Here is a 20,658-nt window from a genome sequence, read left to right as displayed (position 1 = left end):
GTCCGCCCCACCAAGGTATGCCCTTGTCAGGAGTTGCGGGAGAATACCGCCACAGTCCGTGCCGGAACGGCGAAGGTGCCCGAAACCCGCTCGTAGGACGCGGACCTGACGATAGAGTCCGCACCTGCTGCCTGCACCTCGTGCAGCGCATATGCCGTCCCGGCCAGCGCGTCCACCCGCTGCTTCTGCGCCGTCGGCGTCGCGTTGAACACCACGACGAGGTCACCGAGCTCCATGGTGATCACGCCGGGCGTCTCGTCCTTTCCGGACAGCGGGAAGGACAGCTTCGACTGCACCTGGCCGGCCGTGTCGAGCGAGAAGACCTTCTCCGTCGTACGGATCTTCAGCAGGTCCTGATACGCCGACGAGGTCCCCTCGATCTGCCGGCAGCCCACGCTGCTGCCGCTCAACAGGGGCTTGGCGTACGGCCACTTGGAGGCGTTGTCGGCCGCCATCGGCAGGCCGCGGCCGAAGCCGTTGCCGTCCGCGCAGTTCCAGTGGATCGCGTTGAACCAGTCGCCGCTGTCGTAGGAGTTGCGGTCCAGTGACTTGGAGCGCAGCAGGTCGGTGCCCGCCTGGGAGAGGGACGGTCCCTGCGAGAGGGTGGCCGTCGCCATGGCGAGGACCTGCATCCGGGCGCGGTCGCTCGCACTCGTCGTGGCGGGCAGCTTGTACGTCAGCGCGTCGAAGAGCGACTCGTTGTCGTGCGCGTCGGCGTAGGCGAGGGCCTCACCGGGCACGTCCGCGTAACCGGCGGGCTGGCCGTTGTAGTCGACCTCGGCGCCGGTGACCTCCTTGCCGTCGGTGTCGGTGAAGCCGAAGGCCTTGAGGTTGCCGGAGAGCCCCACCTTGATCAGGTCCTGGTAGTGCAGCAGGCGGGCCTTCTGCTCTGCCGAAGTGCCGTTGCTCGTGGACGAGTTGGGGTCGGTGTACAGCCCGGACGCGAAGCCCTGGACGCCGGGGTCCTCGTCGAAGGGCCCGCCGCCGCGCACGGCGTCACGGGCCCGGTCGGAGAAGGTGGCAATGCCGGTTCCGGCCATGTTCTTCTGCGTGGCCTGCGTGAAGCGGGCGTCGTCGGCGACCTCGCCGAAGTTCCAGCCCTCGCCGTAGAGGATGATCTTCTTGCCGTCGACGCCGTCCTTGGCGAGGGTCAGCGCGTCGAGGGCCTTCCTGACCGCCAGGATGTTGGCCTTCGGGTGGTGGCCCATGAGGTCGAAGCGGAAGCCGTCGACCTTGTACTCCTTGGCCCAGGTGACGATCGAGTCGACGACCAGCTTGCCCATCATGGCGTTCTCGGTCGCGGTGTTGGCGCAGCAGGTGCTGTTCGCCACCGAACCGTCGGCGAGGAGCCGCTGGTAGTAGCCGGGGACGACCTTGTCGAGCACGCTGGTGTCGGCCTGGCCGCTGGCCGCCGTGTGGTTGTAGACGACGTCCATGACGACCCTGAGGCCGTCCTCGTTCAGGGACTTGACCATCTTCCGGAACTCGACCGTGCGCTCGGTGCCGTCCGGGTCGGTGGCGTACGAACCCTCGGGGACCGTGTAGTGGTACGGGTCGTAGCCCCAGTTGTACGCGTCCTTCGCGGCGGCCTTCGCGACGCACTCCTGCTGCTTGTCGGAGTCGGCCGCGTAGGAGGCCAGATCGCAGTCGACGGTCGCCTGGTCGGACGTCTTCTCGGGGATGGTGGCGATGTCGAAGGCGGGCAGGAGGTGGACGTACGACGTGCCCGACTTCGCGAGTTCCCGCAGGTGCTGGGAGCCGTCGCTGTCCTTGTCGGTGAAGGCCAGGTAGGTGCCGGGGTTGGCCGCCGTCTTGTCCTCGACCGAGAAGTCCCGGATGTGCAGCTCCTGGATCTGGGCGTCCTTCAGCGCCACGGCCTTGGGCTTGCTGAGGGTCGACCAGCCGCTCGGGGCAAGGGACTTGTCGTCCAGGTCGACGACGAGGCTGCGTTCGGAGTTCGCGGTGAGGGCGACCGAGTAGGGGTCGGTGACCTTGTTGGTGACCAGCTTCTGGACGCTGGGCGCCCAGACCTTCACGACGTACCGATAGGCCTTGTTCTTCCAGGACTTGGGGCCGGTGACGGACCAGACGCCGGTGGTGGCGTTCCGCTTCATGGCGACGGTGGAGCCGTCGAGCTCCAGTGACACGTTCTGTGCGGTCGGCGCCCAAACGGCCAGCGTGGGACGGCCGTTGTGGAAGGTCGGCCCGAGATCCGCCTTCGTGGCGTCCGGGTACAGGTCGTCGAGTACGCCGGCGATCTGGACGCCGGTCGCGGCCAGCACGGCCCCTCCCCCAGAGCCGAATGCCTGGGAGGTGCCCCCAGCGGCCCGCTGGGAGGCGACGAGCTGGCCGCTCAGGGCCGCGCGCACCCGGTCGCGGTCGCGCGGGTCGACGGACCAGGCGGTGTAGTCCTTCAGGTGCGGGAACTTGGTCTTCTGGGCGTCGGTGAGGGTGGTCTTGGAGAGGCGCAGCCGGCGCTCATCACTGCTGGTCAGCGCGCCGTCCTCGACCGCGATCGAACCGTCCCGGCTGTACATCAGCTGCGTGGAGGCGGCCGCGTCCGAGCCGTTCCAGGCGACCGTGTTCCGGTCGATCCAGACCGCCTTGGAGGTGGTCAGGTCGAGCGCCGCCGCCGAGCCGGCCGGCTGCGGGAGCAGGTACTTCTCCTGGCCGTTCAACAGCCACACCTCGTGGCCGTTCGCCGTGAGGTCGAGCGACTGATCGGTGGACAGGTCCTTCTCGTCGCCCTTGTGGAGGATGTAACTGAGGCTGGTGGCACCCTCGGTGAGCGGTACCTCGAAGACCGCGCCATAGGCATCAGTCTTCACCGGCTCCAGGGGCTTCGACCAGTCGGTGGGGTTCGCGGCGCCCGTCCAGACGTGCAGCCCCCAGCCGTCGTAGTCCCCGTCGGCACGGTGGTAGTGCAGGACGGCCTTGGTCTCGTCCTGGGCCGGATAGTCGGGCTTCTCCGTGAGGACGGTGTCCTTGCCCTGCTCGATCCAGACCTCGCCGGTCTGGGTGACGTCGATCGTGCGGTCGGCGGAGACGTCCTTGTTGCCGTCCTTGTCGATGACGAGGAAGCCGACGTTCGAGGCGCCCGGCTTGAGCTTGACGTAGGCGAAGGCGCCGTACGCGTCCCGGCCGACGAACGGATGGCTGTCCGGCCAGGTCGTCGACTCGCCGTCGGCGAGGTCGCCCCAGGCGTACAGGCCCCAGTTCTCGTAGTCGCCGTCGGTGCGCTTGTAGTGGACGATCGCGTAGTCGCGGGAGGAGGCGGTGGGGGTCTCCTCGGCGGGCGGGGTGCCGCTGGTGCTCTGAGCGGTGGCACTGGAGGTCCGGCCGGCCGAATCCATGACAACTGCCTTGTAGCGCAAGGCCGTTCCGGCCGGTACGTCCTTCGCGATGGTCTGCGTGACCTTGTACGGGGCGTGGTCGGCCGAGCCGAGGGTCTTCCACTTGCCGTTGCCGGTCTGGGCGGCGAAGACGACCCGGTTGAGCTGTCCGCCGTCGACGTCGGCGGTGAGCTCGACGGTGCCGGTGGCGCCGGCGTCAGGAGCCTTGAGGGTGATCGTCGGCTTGCTGGACGGCTGGGCGAGCTTGCCGGCCGCCTTGAGGACGATCGCGGAGCCGGCCGGGACGGTGACGGTGATCTTCTTGTCGGCGTCGGACTTCGCCGTCGCGTCGGTGCCGTAGATCCCGGCGTACCTCATGTCCGCCGAACCGGCCGCGAACGTGGCCGACTTGGCGTCGTCGGCGTTGTTGAAGGCGACGACGTACTCGGTGCCTGTCTTGGAATCGGTCCGCGAGAAGGCGTAGATGCCGGAGCCGTCCGCCGCATAGCGCTCGGTCTGGACGCCGTCCGTCAGCGCCGGGTTGGCCTTACGCAGCTTGGCGAGTTCGGCGATCTGCTCGTACAGCGGCGCACTCGTGTCGTACGCGTCGCTCGCGTGCGTGCGGTCGGTGCCGATCTCGTCGTCGTCGAGGTAGTCGGCCGTCTTCGACGCGAACATCGTCTGGCGGGCGTCCTTGTCGCCGCCGGCGCCGGTGAAGCCCTGCTCGTCGCCGTAGTAGACGACGGGGTTGCCGCGGCTGAGGAACATCAGCTCGTTGGCGAGCTCGTCCTTGGCGAGGAGTTCGGCGTCGGTGGCCTTCGGGTTGTCCTGGTTCAGGAAGTACCCGATGCGGCCCATGTCGTGGTTGCCGAGGAAGGTGACCTGCTCGTACGCGTTGGCCTTGTCGGTCGTGTACTTGTAGTCGTCGGCGAAGACGGACGCGAGCTTCTGGGCGCTGCCGCCCTGGGAGGCGTACTGCCGGGCCGCTTCCTGGAAGGGGAAGTCGAGCGTGGCGTCGAGGCGGCCCTGGGTGACGTACGGCGAGGTGATCGACGTGTCGGCGGAGTAGACCTCGCCGAACATGAAGAAGTCGTCGCGGCCCTGCTTGGCCGCGTAGGAGTCGAGGGCCGTGGCCCACTGGGTCCAGAACTCCATGTTGACGTGCTTCACGGTGTCGATCCGGAAGCCGTCGATGTCGAAGTCCCTGACCCAGCGCTGGTAGATCTTCTCCATGCCGGTGACGACCTCGGGACGCTCGGTCCACAGGTCGTCGAGGCCGGAGAAGTCACCGTAGGTCGTCGACTCGCCCGCATAGGTCGAATCACCGCGATTGTGGTACATCGTTGGGTCGTTGAGCCAGGACGGGACCTTGGTGTCCTCGGAGTCCGCCGCGACCGTCGGGGTGCGCGGGAAGGAGTCGGCGTCGACGGCGGGGAAGTCCTCGGTGCCGTCCGCGTAGTCCGCGTCGTCGAACGGCTCGCCGTCCTTCGTCAGGTACGGGAACGCGCCCTTGGAGAGGTAGTCGTACGACTTCTCCTCATAGTCGACGACATCGGCCGTGTGGTTGGTGATGACGTCGAAGAAGACCTTCATGCCCTTGGCGTGGGCCTTGGAGATGAGGGTCTCCAGGTCCTGGTTGGTGCCGAAGTGCGGGTCGACCTGGGTGAAGTCGGTGATCCAGTAACCGTGGTAGCCGGCGGAGGCGTTGTCCCCGGTGCCCTGCACGGGCCGGTTCTTGAAGATCGGGGCCATCCAGATGGAGGTGGTGCCCAGGCCCTTGATGTAGTCGAGCTTCTTGGTCAGGCCCTTGAGGTCGCCGCCCTGGTAGAAGCCCTTGTCGGTGGGGTCGTAGCCCGTGCTGAGCCGGGAACCGGTCAGGCCGCCCTCGTCGTTGGCGGTGCTGCCGTTGGCGAAGCGGTCCGGGAGCACGAAGTAGAACTGCTCACGGGTGTCGTCGTGCCGGGCGGGCTCGGCGGCGAGCTTCGCGTCGGACGGCGGCGGGGGCGGAGTGTCCGCCTGGGCGGAGACGGGCTGGACGAGCGCTGCGGCCAGCGCGGTCACGGTGACCGCAGCGACCCGTCCGGCATGGGCGGTTCGACGCCTCGACGACGTCGGCCATCTCGGTATCACAGATGGACTCCTTGCGATTGCGGCGGCTCTACGTGGGTCCGACCCCGCGCGACCGTATCGCCGCCGTAATACTTACAGCAAGAGTCCTGAAAGTAACGGAAAGAACTTTCAGCAGCTGGAGTTGGTCTGGGTCAGCAGGCCGAGCCGCCAGGGCAGGGTGTTGTAGGGGCCGGAGGCCGCGGGATCCAGGCCCTGGTACAGGAACTGCAGACGGCACGGGTTGATGGTGAGGGTCTGGTCGGTGCCCGCCCGGAGCATCTCGCCGTGACTGATGTCGTTGGTCCAGGCCGTGCCGCTGAACGTCACGTTGGTCGACCGCGCGAAGGGGTTGGTCTCGCTGTCGGCGAGCGCCGTCCAGGTGCCGGTGATGCTGCTCGACGTCCAGGACCTGAAGTAACGCTTGCCGTTGCTGCCGATCGCCTCGACCAGCAGCAGGTAGGTGTTGGAGTCGGAGAGCTTGTAGACGTTGCTCGCCTCCCACAGCCGGTACTTGTTGGAGTCGGACATCACGATGGCCGTGTTGCCGAAGCCGTTCGGGAAGTTCGCCAGCGTCGTCTGCGAGCGGTACAGGTGTCCGTTGTCGTCGGAGGAGAACAGGTAGCAGTTCACCGTGCCGCAGATGGTCCAGAAGTCCACCCAGTAGCCGCTGCCGATGTTGTCCTTGATGATCTGCGGCATGCCGTCGGCGTAGAACTTCTTCGGCGCGGTCCACGAACTCGGGTTGGAGATGTTCGTGGTCGTCGAGTACGCCGCGTTGTCCCCGGTCTGGTAGACGAGGTACCACAGCCCCTGCGGCGCGAAGTAGAACACCTGCGGCGCCGCCTTGTACCCGGTGCCGATCGGCGTCTGGTCCAGGTAGTACTGCGTCGCGGAGGCCGCCTGCGACCAGTCGGTGAAGTTGAGGTACACCATGCTGTATCCGCCGCTGGTGCTGGCGGTGCTGCCGAAGACGTGCCAGCGGCCGCCGCTGTACACGACCGACGGGTCCTTGATCGCGGCGATACTGTGGCTCGCGTCCGACTTCGGGGAGAGCAGCACCCCGCTCGACGACCAGGTGAAGCTGCTGGGCAGAGCGGTCGCCGCCGCGGAGGACGGGGCCGCCGCCGCTCCGATCAGCAGGGCTAGGCCTCCGAGTAAGACCCCGAGACGTCTGATCAGGCGCATCGCGACTCCTATCGCTTGATGGTGTAGGTGACGAGCGAGCGGGCCGGGACCGAGGCGGTCAGCGAGCCCCCGCTCACGGCGACGGCCGACTGCCGGGCCATGCTGTTCGAGCCGTTGGTCAGGTACGGAGTCGCCGTCCCGGTGCTGATCCCGGTGTTCTGCAGGCTGTACGACACCTGCTGGGCGCCGGCCGACGCGTTGAGCGCCACGACCGTCACCGTGCCGTCGGTGTTGCGGAACGCCGACAGCCTGAGGTTGGTGTCGGGGGTCGTGGCGGCGATACGGGTGGACCCGGGCCGGATGTAGCGGCTGTAGTTGGCGATCGCCCAGAGCCGCTTGGAGACGTGGTAGTTGTCGCCGTCCATCTGGATCAGGCCACGGGTGGCGCCGAGCGAGGCGCCGTACCAGTACACATAGCCGCTGGTGTTGCCCAGGGTGAGGGCGTCGTGGACGGCCGATGCGACGGTGAAGCCGTCGTAGCCGCTGCCGTCGTCCCAGTTCTCGTTCCAGGTGGTGCCGTTGGGCGACCACTCCGACATCCAGGTGCGTTTCCGGGTCGGCAGCGGACCGTCGACCGCGCTGGCGTAGGTGTGGCCGGTGTGGGTGGCCACATAACCCCGGGCCGTCGCGTCGGCCTCGATCGCGCTGCTGTAACTCTTCTGCTGGGTCCAGCCGAAGGAGTCGCAGCAGGCGACCTTGTATCCGGCCGCGTTCGCGATCGGACCGAGGACCTTGGTGAACTCGACCGCCTGGGCGGGGGTGAGCCGCATCGAGTCGTACGTCGCCGTCCAGTCGGGCTCGTTGGTGAACCCGAGGTCGGTGATCCCGATGCCCTCCTGGCCGTAGAACTTCGCGTACTGGACAAGGAAGTTGGCGTACGCCGTACGCCAGTCGCCGCTCGCGCAACTCGCCCCGGACAGCCCGCACAGGGTGCCGCCGTCGGCGTCCGTGCCGTTGGTCTTCATGTAGCCGGGGGCGGTCCAGGCATCGGCGTAGAAGCGGGTGACGCCGTAGGCCTTGGCCTCCTTGGCCAGCCACACCTGGCCCTTGTCGACGCCGTCCCACACGTACTTGGGGGTCGCGTTCGGGCCGCCGGGGTCGGCCGGCTGGATGCCGGAGTCGATGCCGAGGCGCAGGATGCTCAGGCCGGCGCCGGTGGAACGGTTGAGCAGCAGGTCGAGGATCTCGCGCTGGTGCTGTGCGGACAGTCCCTGCGAGCCGTTCATGACGGCGGCCCGCCCGAAGTGCTCGGAGAAGCCGAAGCCGTCGATGGGCTGGTAGCTGGTCGAGCCGTTGATCGTCGCCGAGGTGGCGGCGTAGGCGTTCGGCGTGCCCGCCGCGGTGAAGCCGGCGGCGGTCAGGAGGACGGACAACGATGTCACCGTCCACGTTCTGAGTCTGCGTGTCATGATCCGCCCAATCGTGGGAGCGCTCCCATTCACAGGGCGGAACGTAGGGCGATGCTCTGAACACGTCAACCCCTCGCGCACCGCACATAATCGGTCGCCCCGCACGGTCGCCGCTGGCTACCGTCCCCGCATGGAGCAGGAACCACCCCTCGTGCGCGAGGTCTTCCCGGAGCTCGTCGACGAACTGGTCGGACTCCTGGAGGAGGAAGGGGAACGCGAGCTGGCCATCTGCGTGTGGGACGTCCGCATGGTCGGCGCGTGCGGCTGCGGCGACGACTTCTGCCAGAGCATCCGGACGGCGGACCATCCGGACGGACAGCCGTACGGTCCGAGCCATCGCTGCGTGCCGCTCCTGCCCTCGACAGGCGATCTGATCCTCGACGTCGTGGACGGCCGGATCGTGTACATCGAGGTACTCGGACGGCCACCTCTGCGCCGGCGTGGAGAGCCGTGACAGGGGTGGCCGTCCTGAAGGTGCGGCAGCTCAGCAGCTGGACTTGCCGGCGTAGATCGCCAGGGCGGTGTTGGAACCCAGGGTGGCCGTGAACTGGCCGCTCGAGTTCACGGTCACCGTCGTGTCGTTCTGCACGTTGCAGTACGTCCCGGCGCTCAGCGAGGTCTGGTACGTGCGGCTCAGGCTGCTCGACTCGTGGTTGATGGCGACGTAGCCCTTGGCGCCCCGTCCGAAGGCGATCGCGTCGGCGCCGTTGTCCCACCAGTCGGTCATCGACTCGCCGCGCGTGGCGTTGCGGAAGGCGACCATCGACTCGATCTCCGGCCAGGCGTGCTGGCACTTCCAGCCGTCCTGCCAACAGGCGCTCACCGCACCGCTGTTGGGCGGTCCGGCGTCCGTGTCGGAGAACTCGTACCCGGAGTTGATGTCCGGGGCGCCGTACGGGTAGGCGAGCATGAAGACGTTGGCGAGGGTGTAGTTCGCCCCGTCCTTGTAGTTCAAGGTGCTGCCGTTGCGCTCGGTGTCGTGGTTGTCGACGAAGACACCGGCGACGGAGCTGCTCATGTAGCCCCAGCCCTCGCCGTAGTTCTCCAGGTAGGCGAGGTTCTCGCTGTTGAAGACCCGCTTGAGGTCGTAGGCGTAGCGGAACTCCTGGACGTCGCCGTTGCCCGTGTACTCGGTGGGCTGGACGGCCTCTCCGCTGCCGTAGATGACCTCCTGCTTCCAGTACACCGACGAATTGCTCAGCCGGGACTTGATGTTGGCGAGGTCGGTCGCCGGGATGTGCTTGGCCGCGTCGATACGGAAGCCGTCGACGCCGTAGCCGAGCAGGGTGTTCAGGTAGCCGGCGATGGTGGCGCGGACGTACTCCTCGCCGGTGTCCAGGTCGGCGAGGCCGACGAGTTCGCAGTTCTGGACGTTGGTGCGGTTGGTGTAGTCGCTGATCGTGGACGTGCAGTCGTCCATGTCGGCCGAGGAGTACAGGCCCGGGTAGTTGTACTTCGTGTAGGACGAGCCGCCGGTACCGGTACCGCTGCCCGCCGACATGTGGTTGATGACGGCGTCGACGACGACCTTCACACCGGCCGTGTGACACGTGTCGACCATGCTCTGGAAGGCGGTGGCGTCACCGAGGCGCCCCGCGATCTTGTAGCTCACCGGCTGGTACGACGTCCACCACTGCGAGCCCTGGATGTGCTCGGCGGGCGGGGAGACCTGGACGTAGCCGTAGCCGGCCGGGCCGAGGGTGTTGGTGCACTCCTTCGCCACCGAGGCGAAGTTCCACTCGAAGAGGACGGCGGTGACGTCCTTCGTGCCGGGCGGGGAGGCGTAGGCGGTCGTGGGGGCCAGGACGGCGGCAGCGGTGGCGAACGCGGTAGCCGCGGCACCGGCGGTTGCGGACCATCTCGATATCACGTGGGGGCTCCTTGCGTGACGGCCAGGCGTCTTTGCCGGGCGCCGGCGAGAACGTACCGCTAACGAAAGGTTTACAGCAAGGGCCTTGAAAGTCACAGCAAGAACTTTCACACACAGCCTTGACGTGCCCTTCTCAACTGCCCCACGCTCACGAGTTGTTGAAGCCTGTCCCTTCCTTCTGAAGCCTTTCGGAGCCGCACATGACTTCCAGACACCGGCCCCCGGGTGTCTTCCACCGCGCCGCGAGAGCCGTGACCGTCGGCGCTCTCGCGCTGGCCGGCGTGACGGCCCTGCCCGCCGCGACCGCCCAGGCGGACGCCACGACCTCGGGCGACGTGATCGCCAACCTCTGGTCCTACAACTGGGACTCGGTCGCCTCCGAGTGCACGGACGTGCTCGGTCCGAACGGCTACGGCGCGGTGTGGGTGGCCCCGCCGGCGGAGTCCCTCAAGCAGACCAACTACTACTGGTGGGACGTCTACCAGCCGTACTCGTACAACCTGAACGGCCGCTTCGGTACGGCGGCCCAGTTCGCGTCGATGGTCGACGCCTGCCACGACGCGGGCGTGAAGGTATACACGGACGCGGTGATCAACCACACGGCGGCCCAGACCGGGACCGGCTACAACGGCACGACGATCACCAACAAGTACGACACCCCGGACTGGGACCCGGACGACTACCACACGTCCGCGGAGTGCTCCGACTCCGACCTGATCATCGACGACTGGTCGAACCTCACCGAGATCCAGAACTGCGAACTCCTGGGCCTCCCCGACCTGGAGACGGAGGACGACGACGTCCGCTCGGGCATCGCGGCGTTCCTGAACAAGCAGATCGCGCTGGGCGTCGACGGCTTCCGCATCGACGCGGCCAAGCACATCCCGGTGGCCGACCTCAACGCGATCTGGGCGAAGCTCGACAACACGACGGCGGGCTCGGACCCGTACATCTTCGAGGAGGTGTACCCCGGTTCGACCCCGGCGGCGTCGGACTACTACTCCTCGGGTGACGTCCTGGACTTCACCTACGCGAGCAAGCTGAAGTCCGCGTTCCAGGGCAATGTGTCCGACCTGGAGTCCCTGTCCTCCTCGGGCGTCCTGACCCCCGCCAACTCGGTGTCCTTCGTGACGAACCACGACACCGAGCGCAACGGCCTGCACATGAGCTACAAGGACGGCGACACCTACAAGCTCGCCAACGTCTTCGAGCTGGCCTACAAGTGGGCCACCCCGACGATCTACTCGGGCTTCGAGTTCTCCTCCTCCGACCAGGCCCCGCCGAACTCGAACGGCTTCGTGACCGACACCAACTGCTCCAGCGGCTGGTACTGCCTCCAGCGGGACACCGCGATCACCGGCATGGTGAAGTGGCACAACGCGGTGGGCTCGGAGTCCGTGTCCAACTGGTCGACGAAGTCGTCGAGCGTGATCGGCTTCGGGAGGGGCAGCGGTGGCTACATCGCTCTGAACAACGGCTCCTCAGCGGCGACTTACGCCTTCGCGACCGGGATGGCCGACGGCACGTACTCCAACGTCATCGACAACGGCGCGACGACGGTGACCGTGTCGGGCGGCAGCGCCACCCTCACCATCCCCGCGAAGAGCGCGATCGCCTTCTACGACGGCGAGTTCACGCCCTGCACGACCTGCGAGGACGATGACGACGACTCGACGTCCACGGTGACGGCGACGTTCAACGAGTACGCGGCGACGACGTCCGGCCAGGACGTCTACGTGGTCGGCTCCATCTCGGCACTGGGCAGCTGGGACACCTCGAAGGCGGTGAAGCTGTCGTCGACGGGCTACCCGATCTGGTCGAGTGAGGTGAGCATCCCGATCAACACGTCGTTCGAATTCAAATACATCAAGAAGGACAGTTCAGGAAACGTCACCTGGGAGTCGAACGCCAACAGATCGGCGTCCACGACGACTTCGGCGGTCAGCTACAACAACACCTGGAACGTGGCGAGTGCAAACTCCACCGACGTCACCTTCAACGTCACCGCCACGACCGACTTGGGCACCAACGTCTACGTCGTCGGCTCCATCGCCTCCCTCGGCTCCTGGAACACGAGCGACGCGATCCCGCTGTCGTCAGCGTCGTACCCGACGTGGACCAAGCTGGCCATCGTCCCGAAGAGCACGACCTTCGAGTACAAGTTCCTCAAAAAGGACAACTCTGGGAACGTGACCTGGGAATCCGGCACGAATCGCTCGTACACGACGGGCAGTTCCTCGGCCTATTCGACGAGTGACACCTGGAAGTAGCCTGATCGGCGCCCACGCTTGATCCATACCGCCATCACGGGTTTGCCCCGCGATGGCGGTTCGCCGTCCTCGAAGAGGTGCAACCCCCGGACGTGCGGGCCGCGTATCGGGGGCGAGTGTCCGGACGGTACGGGGCTCGCGAACGGGGCGGTACGGGTCGCCGTCCTCTCCTGGTTCGGGCTGATGATCTTCCTGAGCTGCCGGAGGAACGGCGGCCCCCTGCCGAGCCTGGTTCTGCCGACCGTCTTCGGCCTGGGGCTCGGCGGCAGGTTCCTGTGGTCGTCCGTCGCCGATGCCGAGAGTGATTTCCGTGTCGCCACCGCCCTCATGGGCCTCGCGCTGTTCGGGGCGCTCGGCGTCGCAGTGGGCCGCGTTCGTGTGCGCGAACGCCGCCGGGCCGGCCGTGGGGGTGGCCGCCGGGCCGGCCGTCATGTAGAGCAAGGCGGAGGCCCGCCGCCTGAACAGGCAGCGGGCCTCCGTCAGTTGATCAGCCGTCAGGCCGTCGTGAACCACACCGTCGTGTCCGACGGGACCTTCGTCTCGCCGTCCGCCTCCGTGATCTCACCGCTGGTGAGCAGGACACGGCCGTACGCCGGCGTCGTCACCGACTCGCCACTGGTATTGGCGACGCACACGAACTCGCCGCGGCGGAAGGCGAGGACGCCCTCGGGGGCGCGCAGCCACTCGACGGAGTCACCCGCGCCGAGGTCGGGCTGGGAGCGGCGGGTGGCCAGTGCCGTGCGGTACAGCTCCAGGGTGGAGTCGGCGGCACCCGTCTGCGCCTCGATGCTCAGCTCGGCCCAGTCCGAGGGCTGCGGCAGCCAGCTGCCCCCGCTGCCGAAGCCGTACGACGAGCCCTCGCGGGTCCACGGGATCGGGACCCGGCAGCCGTCACGGAAGCCGTCCTGGCCCGCGCCACGGAAGTAGGCCGGGTCCTGGCGCACCTCGTCGGGGAGGTCGACGACGTCCGGGAGGCCCAGTTCCTCGCCCTGGTAGACGTAGGCCGATCCCGGCAGCGCCAGCATCAGGAGCGTGGCCGCTCGGGCCCGGCGCAGGCCCAACGCCCTGTCCCCCGCCGTGCGGATCTGCGTGCCGAGGCCGGGCGGGTTGGCGAAGCGGGTGGCGTGGCGGGTCACGTCGTGGTTGGACAGGACCCAGGTCGCCGGTGCGTTCACCGGGCGCATCGCGTCCAGGGTGCGGTCGACGACCTTGCGGAGCTCCTTCGCGTCCCAGTCGGTGCCCAGGTACTGGAAGTTGAAGGCCTGGTGGAGTTCGTCCGGGCGGACGTAGTTGGCAGTGCGCTCGACCGTCGGGGTCCAGGCCTCCGCCACGAAGATGCGCTCGCCGGAGTACTCGTCGAGGATGACGCGCCACTGGCGGTACACCTCGTGCACGCCGTCCTGGTCGAAGAAGGGCATGACATCGTTGCCCAGCAGCTTCAGCTGCTCGTGGGAGCCGAGGTCGGGCAGGCCTTCCGCCTTGACCAGGCCATGGGCCACGTCGATGCGGAACCCGTCCACGCCCATGTCCAGCCAGAAGCGCAGGATCGAGCGGAACTCGTCGCCGACGGCCGGGTGTTCCCAGTTGAAGTCGGGCTGCTCGGGGGCGAAGAGGTGGAGGTACCACTCGCCGAGGGTGCCGTCCGGTTCGGTGACCCGCGTCCACGCCGGGCCGCCGAAGATCGACTCCCAGTCGTTGGGCGGGAGTTCGCCGTTCTCGCCCTTGCCGGGGCGGAAGTGGTAGCGCTCCCGCAGCGGCGAGCCGGGGCCGTCCCGCAGCGCCCGCTTGAACCACTCGTGCTGGTCGGAGGAGTGGTTGGGGACCAGGTCGACGATGATGCGCAGGCTCAGCTCGTGGGCGTCGCGGATCAGCGCGTCGGCGTCGAGCAGGTTGCCGAACATGGGGTCCACGGCCCGGTAGTCGGCGACGTCGTAGCCGGCGTCGGCCTGTGGGGAGGCGTAGAAGGGGCTGAGCCACACGGCGTCCACGCCGAGGTCGCGCAGGTACGGCAGTCGGGTGCGGATGCCCTCCAGGTCGCCCATGCCGTCGCCGTTGCTGTCGGCGAAGCTGCGCGGATAGACCTGGTAGATCACCGCGTCCCGCCACCAGTCGCTGCGCTGGGCGACGGTGGCGACGGCGGAGGTCGGGGCCGTGTCGGCGGAGTGCTGCTGGCTCATGGCGTCCTTGATACGTAACGGGGTCATGGGGACTTACGTGTGTACGACGGTGGGTTGGTGACGAGGCGGCCGCGGTGACAGCGGGGTCGGATGGACACCGCGACCGCCTCGGGTCTTTCGGGGGGTGTGGGGGCAACGCCCCCACAGGGGCGCGGGGCTGTATTCATTTGCGGCTACCGCCGCGTGGGCGCGACCAGCCACAACGAAAGCCGCAGCCGATCAACAACCGATCCCCCGGCGGCGCCTACCCCTTCGTGCCACCGGCAGTGAGCCCGGTAACCAGGTTCTTCTGCACGAGGTAGAAGAACACGGACACCGGTATCGCGATCAACACCGCGGTCGCAGCCATCAGGTTGCGCTGCGCATCGTGCTCACTCACGAAGCTCTGCAGCCCGACCGCGAAGGTGTAATTCGTGTCGGACAGCATGAACGTCGACGCGAACGCGACCTCGCCGAAGGCGGTGAGGAAGCTGTAGAACGCGGCGACCGCGAGCCCCGGCCGGGCGAGCGGCAGGATCAGTCGTGCGAACGTGCCGAAGGGGGTCAGCCCGTCGACGCGTCCGGCCTCGTCGATCTCGAACGGGATGGTGTCGAAGTAGCCCTTGAGCAGCCAGGCGCAGTACGGCACCGCGGTCGAGCAGTACACGAGGACGAGCCCAAGGTAACTGTCGATGAGCTGCAGGTCCGAGAGCATCTGGTACATCGGCACCATGAGTACGGCTACCGGGAACATCTGCGTGACCAGTAGCACCCACATGAACTTCCGGTACCCCGGAAAGCGCATGCGCGAGACGGCGTAACCCGTGGTCGCGGCGATCAGCACGCCGATGACGGTCGTGCCGAGCGAGACGATCAGCGAGCTCTTCAGCCAGTCGAAGAAGGCCGTGTGCTGCAGGACGAACGAGTAGTTGTCGAACGTCATCTTGTCCCAGATGCCGCCGGGGTGGAGGTAGTCGTCCTTGTCGGGGCCGAGGGACAGGAAGACCAGCCAGGCGATCGGGAACAGCGCGATCAGGCACGCGACGATCAGGATGCCGTGGGCGGCGAACGAGCCGGCGAGGCTGTTCTCACCGCGGCGCCGGACCCGGCGAGGGGCCTGCGAGGAGCGTTGCTCGCTCACCGCGGCGGGGGTGTCGACAGTGGTCGTACTCATGGGGACTCCTGCCTCAGATCGCGAGCTGTTGGTCATTGCGGTTCAGCCAGCGGCGGTAGAAGGAGGTGAAGACGATCAGGATGGCCAGCAGCAGGATGCCGTAGGCGGCCGACTGCGCGAAGTCGCGCGGCTGCTGTCCGAAGCCGAGGTGGTAGGCCCACGTCACCAGGATCTGGGCATCGGGGGCGGTGTTGCCGAACAGCAGGAAGATGACGGCGAACTGGTTGAAGGTCCAGATGATGCCGAGGAGTACGACGGTGGAGCTGACGGACCTGAGGCCCGGCAGGGTGACGTACCGGAACCGCTGCCACGCGCTGGCGCCGTCCATCTCGGAGGCCTCGTACAGCGAGGTGTCGATGGACTGCAGTCCGCCGAGCAGCGAGACCATCATGAACGGCACACCGCACCAGGTGTTGACCATGATCGCGGCGAACCGCTGCCAGAAGGTGTCCTCCAGCCAGGCCGGGCTGGGCAGATGCAGCGTCTCCAGGAAGGTGTTGATGATGCCGCCGTCGGCGAGCATGAAGCGCCAGCCGAAGACGGTGACGAAGGTCGGCACGGCCCAGGGCAGCACCAGGATCAGCCGGTACAGCGTCCGTCCCCGCAGCTTCTGGTTGAGCAGCAGCGCGAGGCCGAGCCCGATGCAGTAGTGCAGGGCGACACAGACCGCGGTCCAGACGATCGTCCAGATGAAGTGCGACCAGAAGCGGTCGTACGCCGTCGGGCCCCACAGGATGTCGGCGTAGTTGTCGAGGCCGATGAACTTGTAGGTGGCGTCGATGTGGTTGACGCCGATCGTGCGGGCCGTGTTGAGGCTGTTGGCGTCGGTGAGCGTGAGGTAGACGCCGTAGATCAGGGGGTAGATCACGAGGACGCCGAGCACGACGGCCACGGGGGTGATCATCGCGTAGGCGTACCAGTGCTTGTGGTAGCTGTGCTTCAGGCGTTGGCCCAGCCCGGGCCGCGGCGCGCGGTCACCGCGGCGTTTGCCGGTGGCGCGGTCGATGGCGACTGTCATGTTCGACACCTTCTGGAAGTTCTACGGCTGAGAAGTGGCTGGGCACAGGCCGGTGGCCGTCGGGTCCGTCCCCCCATGTTCAGGCGGACCCGGCGGCCACTCGGGGTCACTTGCTGAAGTCCGGGACCAGCTTGGCGATCGCGGTCTCAGCGTTGCTGAGGCCCTTGTCGAGGGACTCCTTGCCGCCCGCGATCTTGAGCAGTTCGGTGTCCAGCGGGGTCCACAGGGAGCTGTACTCGGGCAGTGCCGGGCGCGGCTGGGCGGCGGCGAGGACGCCCTGGTAGCCGGCGATGCCCGGGTCGGCCTTGACCTCGGCGGTGTAGGCGTCGTCGCGCGTCGGGAGCGTGGAGTTCTTCAGCGCGATCGTCGACTGGGACTTGGCGGAGGTCATGAAGTTGACGAACTTCAGGGCCGCCTTCTGGTGGGCGGAGTCCGAGCCGGCGTAGACCGAGAGGTTGTGGCCGCCGGTCGGGGCGCCCGCCTTGCCGCTGGAGCCGGCCGGGACGGTGGCGATGCCGAGGTTGGACTTGTCCGTGAACGCCGAGCCCTTGTAGAAGTTCGTGATCTCCCAGGGGCCCTGGATGATCGCGGCGACCTTGCCGTTGACGAACGCGTCCTGGATGTTGGCGTAGGCGTCGGCGGTGGTGTCGGCCTTGTGCAGACCCTTGCCGGAGAACAGGCTCTGCCAGGTCTCGTAGCCCTTCTTGGCCTCGGCGGAGGCGACGGTGATCTTCTTGGCGTCGGCGTCGACGGTGTCGGTGCCCTCGCCGTAGAGGAAGGTCTGCGCGTAGTAGGCCTGGGTGGAGCCCCAGTAGCCGTCGACGCCGGTCTTCGCCTTGATCTTCGCGGCGGCGGTCTTCAGCTCGTCCCAGGTCGTGGGGGCCTCGACGCCGGCCTTCTCGAAGAGTTCCTTGTTGTAGACCAGGGCGAGGGTGTCGGTGACCAGCGGCACGCCGTACGTCTTGCCGTCGTACTGGGCCTGCGTGATCAGGTTCGACTTGAACTTGTCCTGGTCCGCGAGGGCCTCGGTGCCGTCCAGCGGCAGGAAGTAGCCCTTCTTGGCGAAGGCGGGGGTCCAGCCGACCTCGGAGCGCAGCACGTCCGGGGCGCCGGAGGCACCGGCGGCCGTGTCGAACTTGTTCTGCGCCTGGTCGAACTGGACGTTGACGTACTTGACCTTGATGTCCTTGTTGGCAGCCTCGAACTGCTTGACCAGGGCCTTGTACGTCGGCGCCTCATTGGTGGCGTTGGAGGTGTCCCACCAGGTGATGGTGACCGGACCGTCGGCCTTGTCGCCGCTGTCGCTTCCGCCGCAGGCCGTCGCCGCGAGGGCGAGGGACGCCACCAGCGCGGTGGCCGCTATGCCACGCCGCATGAGTTCTCCTTGAGGGTGAAAGCCCGTGTGCTCAGCAGGAAGCGGCCCCGTCTGCCGTTCCTGTCGACTTGCCGACTGCGCCGTTGCCGCCGCCGGGCGTCGCCGAACGTAACAAGGATGTAAGCGCCGCGAAAGACCTTGCAGCAAAAAAGTGCAAGAAGTCATCACCGTTACCCGGGCGTGACCCAGGGGCAGTTGCCGTGAGACCCTTGTTTACGGCGGTGGAGCGCCCCAGGGCAGCCTATGCAAGACTCTGCAAGCTCTTGCCATCACTTTCACGAGGGAGCGCGATGACGCAGCAGCCCGGACCGAGCCGGTCAACAGGTCGCCCGCGGCGTCCATTTGGTGTGCAAGGGCAGATCCGGCCGGTACAGTCCAATCCCGTGACCACACGGCTTGCCGACATCGCTGCGCAGGCGGGGGTGAGCGAAGCGACCGTCAGCCGGGTCCTCAACGGGAAGCCGGGCGTCGCCGCCACCACCCGCCAGTCCGTGCTCGCCGCCCTCGACGTGCTGGGCTACGAGCGCCCGGTGCGGCTGCGGCAGCGCAGCGAGGGCCTGGTGGGCCTGATAACCCCGGAACTCGAGAACCCGATATTCCCGGCCCTGGCGCAGGTGATCGGCCAGGCGCTGACCCGGCAGGGCTACACACCGGTGCTGGCCACCCAGACCCCGGGCGGTTCCACGGAGGACGAGCTGACGGAGATGCTCGTCGACCGGGGCGTGGCCGGCATCATCTTCGTCTCCGGACTGCACGCGGACACCTCCGCCGACATGCAGCGCTACGAGCAGTTGCGCGCCCAGGGCGTGCCGTTCGTGCTCGTCGACGGCTTCTCCCCGAAGGTGCAGGCGCCGTTCATCTCCCCCGACGACCGCGCGGCGATGGCCCTCGCGGTCACGCACCTGGTGTCGCTGGGGCACACGAGGATCGGTCTGGCCCTCGGCCCCAAGCGGTTCGTGCCGGTGCAGCGCAAGATCGAGGGCTTCGTCCGCAGCATGCAGGACCAGCTGGGCCTGCCCACGGAGACGATCGAGACGCAGTTCGTCCAGCACTCCCTGTACACCCTGGAGGGCGGCCAGGCCGCGGCCACCGCGCTGATCGACCGCGGCTGTACGGCGGTGGTGTGCGCGAGCGACATGATGGCGCTGGGTGCGATACGGGCGGCCCGGCAGCGGGGTCTCGAAGTCCCGAAGGACGTCTCAGTCGTGGGTTTCGACGACTCCCCCCTGATCGCCTTCACCGACCCGCCGCTGACGACGGTCCGCAAGCCGGTCCCGGCGATGGGACAGGCGGCCGTGCGCACATTGCTGGAGGAGATCGGCGGGACGCCTGCGCCGCACAGCGAGTTCGTGTTCATGCCGGAACTGGTGGTGCGGGGGTCGACCGCTTCGGCGCCCGGGGAGCGCGGCCGTGCGTAGGCTCGCGGCCCCCTCGTCCTCAAGCAGGAGGACGTCCGCCCGCCCAGTGCGCAGGTAGTAGGAAACGGCGGTCTTGGGGTTGTAGAACGTGCAGCCCGGACCAGACCGGGGGATGATCGGTGCGGTAGGGCTTTTCTGGCAGACTCTGTGCCTATGGGTGAGACGACCGTGACGACTCTGGAAGGCCGGGAAGAGGCCGTTCCACAATCCGTCGCGGACGAAACGGGGCAGAGCTTCCTGCGCCGTCTGCGCACCCCGCGCCGTCCCCGGCTGTGGTTCGAGATCCTCTTGATCGCAGTGAGTTACTGGACTTACTCACTGATCCGCAACGCGGTGCCCGAGCAGAAGGCCGAGGCGCTGCGCAACGCCGACTGGATCTGGCGGATGGAACACCACCTCGGCATCGCCGTCGAGGACTCCGTCAACCACGCCGTGAACTCGGTGACTTGGCTCATCGTCGGCATGAACTACTACTACGCGACCCTGCACTTCGTGATCACGCTGAGTGTCCTGGTGTGGCTGTACCGCAGTCATCCCGGCCGTTACGCGGCGACGCGTCTGGTGCTCTTCGCGACGACGGGCGTGGCCCTGGTCGGTTACTACCTGTATCCGTTGGCGCCTCCGCGGCTGATGACCGGCGGGAACTTCGTCGACACCGTCATGGTCCACCAGACCTGGGGCTCGATGGCCTCCGGCGACCTGAAGCACATGTCCAACCAGTACGCCGCGATGCCGTCGATGCACATCGGCTGGTCGCTGTGGTGCGGCCTGACGATCTTCGCCCTCGCGTCGGTGCCGTGGGTGCGGGTGCTGGGCCTGCTCTACCCGACGGTCACGCTGATCGTCATCGTCGCCACGGCCAACCACTTCTGGCTCGACGCGGTGGGCGGCATCCTGTGCCTCGCCTTCGGCTTCACGGTGGCACGGCTCTGGTACGGCGCCCTACCGTATTCGCTGCCGCGTGCTCCGGGGGATGTGCCGCTTTAGGCCGTCGGTTCCCTGCGGGCGCACTGTGGCCGGTCGCGCAGTTCCCCGCGCCCCTGGGGTGTTGCCGCAGCCGCCGACGAGGAACCGCACACCATCGTGAGCGCCCGGCCGCCGACGACGAGGAACCGGACACGGCCGTGGAAGCCCCGCCGCCCACGGCGGACGGGGGCCGGGGGGGTGTCGTCGCAGCCGCCGATGGCGAGCAACCCGGCGCGGCCGTGGGCGCCCGGCCGCCCACGGCGGGAAGGGGACGGGGCGGGGGGTGTCCGCCCGCAGCGGCGGGCGTCCGACACCGAGCACATCCCCAGCAGACAGCACCGCCGACCGAGGACGGACACCCCCCGGCACGGCCCCG

12 protein-coding genes and 1 pseudogene are annotated in these 20,658 nt (G+C 67.6%); 4 read left to right on the top strand and 9 right to left on the bottom strand.

Going from position 1 to position 20,658, the window contains the following annotated elements; genetic code table 11:
* Window positions 1–26 precede the first annotated feature (26 nt).
* The 3 genes and pseudogenes from pulA to IG08_RS0147005 all read right to left on the bottom strand — a co-directional run bounded on the left by pulA (window position 27) and on the right by IG08_RS0147005 (window position 8,035).
* Window positions 27–5,462 carry a pullulanase-type alpha-1,6-glucosidase gene (pulA, locus tag IG08_RS0147015; RefSeq protein ID WP_030618910.1) on the bottom strand — a complete coding sequence of 1,812 codons (5,436 nt, stop codon included), beginning with the start codon at window positions 5,460–5,462 and terminating at the stop codon, window positions 27–29.
* Window positions 5,463–5,570: 108 nt separating this feature from the next.
* A pseudogene (locus IG08_RS0147010) lies at window positions 5,571–6,563 on the bottom strand (glycoside hydrolase family 62 protein); the annotation flags it as partial.
* Between the two features lie 71 nt (window positions 6,564–6,634).
* On the bottom strand, window positions 6,635–8,035 hold the full coding sequence (locus tag IG08_RS0147005; RefSeq protein WP_030618905.1) for a glycoside hydrolase family 30 protein: 1,401 nt from the start codon (window positions 8,033–8,035) through the stop codon (window positions 6,635–6,637).
* A 130-nt stretch (window positions 8,036–8,165) separates the two neighbouring features.
* Between IG08_RS0147005 and IG08_RS0147000 the strand changes: the two genes are divergently transcribed.
* Complete coding sequence (locus IG08_RS0147000; RefSeq protein WP_234343156.1) at window positions 8,166–8,489, top strand: hypothetical protein; 324 nt, start codon at window positions 8,166–8,168, stop codon at window positions 8,487–8,489.
* A 30-nt stretch (window positions 8,490–8,519) separates the two neighbouring features.
* Here IG08_RS0147000 and IG08_RS0146995 read toward each other — a convergent pair whose 3' ends face one another.
* Complete coding sequence (locus IG08_RS0146995; RefSeq protein WP_030618899.1) at window positions 8,520–9,905, bottom strand: alpha-amylase; 1,386 nt, start codon at window positions 9,903–9,905, stop codon at window positions 8,520–8,522.
* A gap of 200 nt (window positions 9,906–10,105) precedes the next feature.
* On the opposite strand from IG08_RS0146995, the gene IG08_RS0146990 reads away from it, so the two are divergent.
* Window positions 10,106–12,175: a carbohydrate-binding module family 20 domain-containing protein gene (locus tag IG08_RS0146990; protein WP_030618896.1), complete on the top strand. Its 2,070-nt coding sequence runs from the start codon at window positions 10,106–10,108 to the stop codon at window positions 12,173–12,175.
* 494 nt (window positions 12,176–12,669) lie between these two features.
* Here the strand turns inward: IG08_RS0146990 and IG08_RS0146985 are convergent, their stop codons facing one another.
* The 4 genes from IG08_RS0146985 to IG08_RS0146970 form a co-directional block, all read right to left on the bottom strand.
* Complete coding sequence (locus IG08_RS0146985) at window positions 12,670–14,352, bottom strand: glycoside hydrolase family 13 protein (protein ID WP_030618893.1); 1,683 nt, start codon at window positions 14,350–14,352, stop codon at window positions 12,670–12,672.
* A gap of 244 nt (window positions 14,353–14,596) precedes the next feature.
* Window positions 14,597–15,505 (bottom strand): sugar ABC transporter permease, encoded by a 909-nt coding sequence (locus tag IG08_RS0146980; protein ID WP_030618890.1) that lies wholly within the window; start codon window positions 15,503–15,505, stop codon window positions 14,597–14,599.
* Between the two features lie 13 nt (window positions 15,506–15,518).
* Window positions 15,519–16,523 (bottom strand): carbohydrate ABC transporter permease, encoded by a 1,005-nt coding sequence (locus IG08_RS0146975; protein ID WP_030618889.1) that lies wholly within the window; start codon window positions 16,521–16,523, stop codon window positions 15,519–15,521.
* A 106-nt stretch (window positions 16,524–16,629) separates the two neighbouring features.
* Window positions 16,630–17,898 carry an extracellular solute-binding protein gene (locus IG08_RS0146970; protein WP_030618887.1) on the bottom strand — a complete coding sequence of 423 codons (1,269 nt, stop codon included), beginning with the start codon at window positions 17,896–17,898 and terminating at the stop codon, window positions 16,630–16,632.
* Window positions 17,899–18,281: 383 nt separating this feature from the next.
* Between IG08_RS0146970 and IG08_RS0146965 the strand changes: the two genes are divergently transcribed.
* Together IG08_RS0146965 and IG08_RS0146960 are read left to right on the top strand one after the other, a co-directional pair.
* Complete coding sequence (locus IG08_RS0146965) at window positions 18,282–19,316, top strand: LacI family DNA-binding transcriptional regulator (RefSeq protein ID WP_030618885.1); 1,035 nt, start codon at window positions 18,282–18,284, stop codon at window positions 19,314–19,316.
* 153 nt (window positions 19,317–19,469) lie between these two features.
* Window positions 19,470–20,303, top strand: coding sequence for a phosphatase PAP2 family protein (locus IG08_RS0146960; RefSeq protein ID WP_030618883.1), 834 nt, complete (start codon window positions 19,470–19,472; stop codon window positions 20,301–20,303).
* Here IG08_RS0146960 and IG08_RS61945 read toward each other — a convergent pair.
* The coding region (locus IG08_RS61945; RefSeq protein WP_234343155.1) for a hypothetical protein at window positions 20,300–20,658 on the bottom strand (359 nt) is incomplete at its 5' end. The two genes, IG08_RS0146960 and IG08_RS61945, sit on opposite strands and share 4 nt — an antisense overlap.

This window comes from Streptomyces fulvoviolaceus (genome assembly GCF_000718165.1).
Taxonomy (GTDB): domain Bacteria; phylum Actinomycetota; class Actinomycetes; order Streptomycetales; family Streptomycetaceae; genus Streptomyces; species Streptomyces fulvoviolaceus.
The sequence above is the reverse complement of the archived record's forward strand: the minus strand, read 5'-3'. Positions and strand labels throughout refer to the sequence as shown.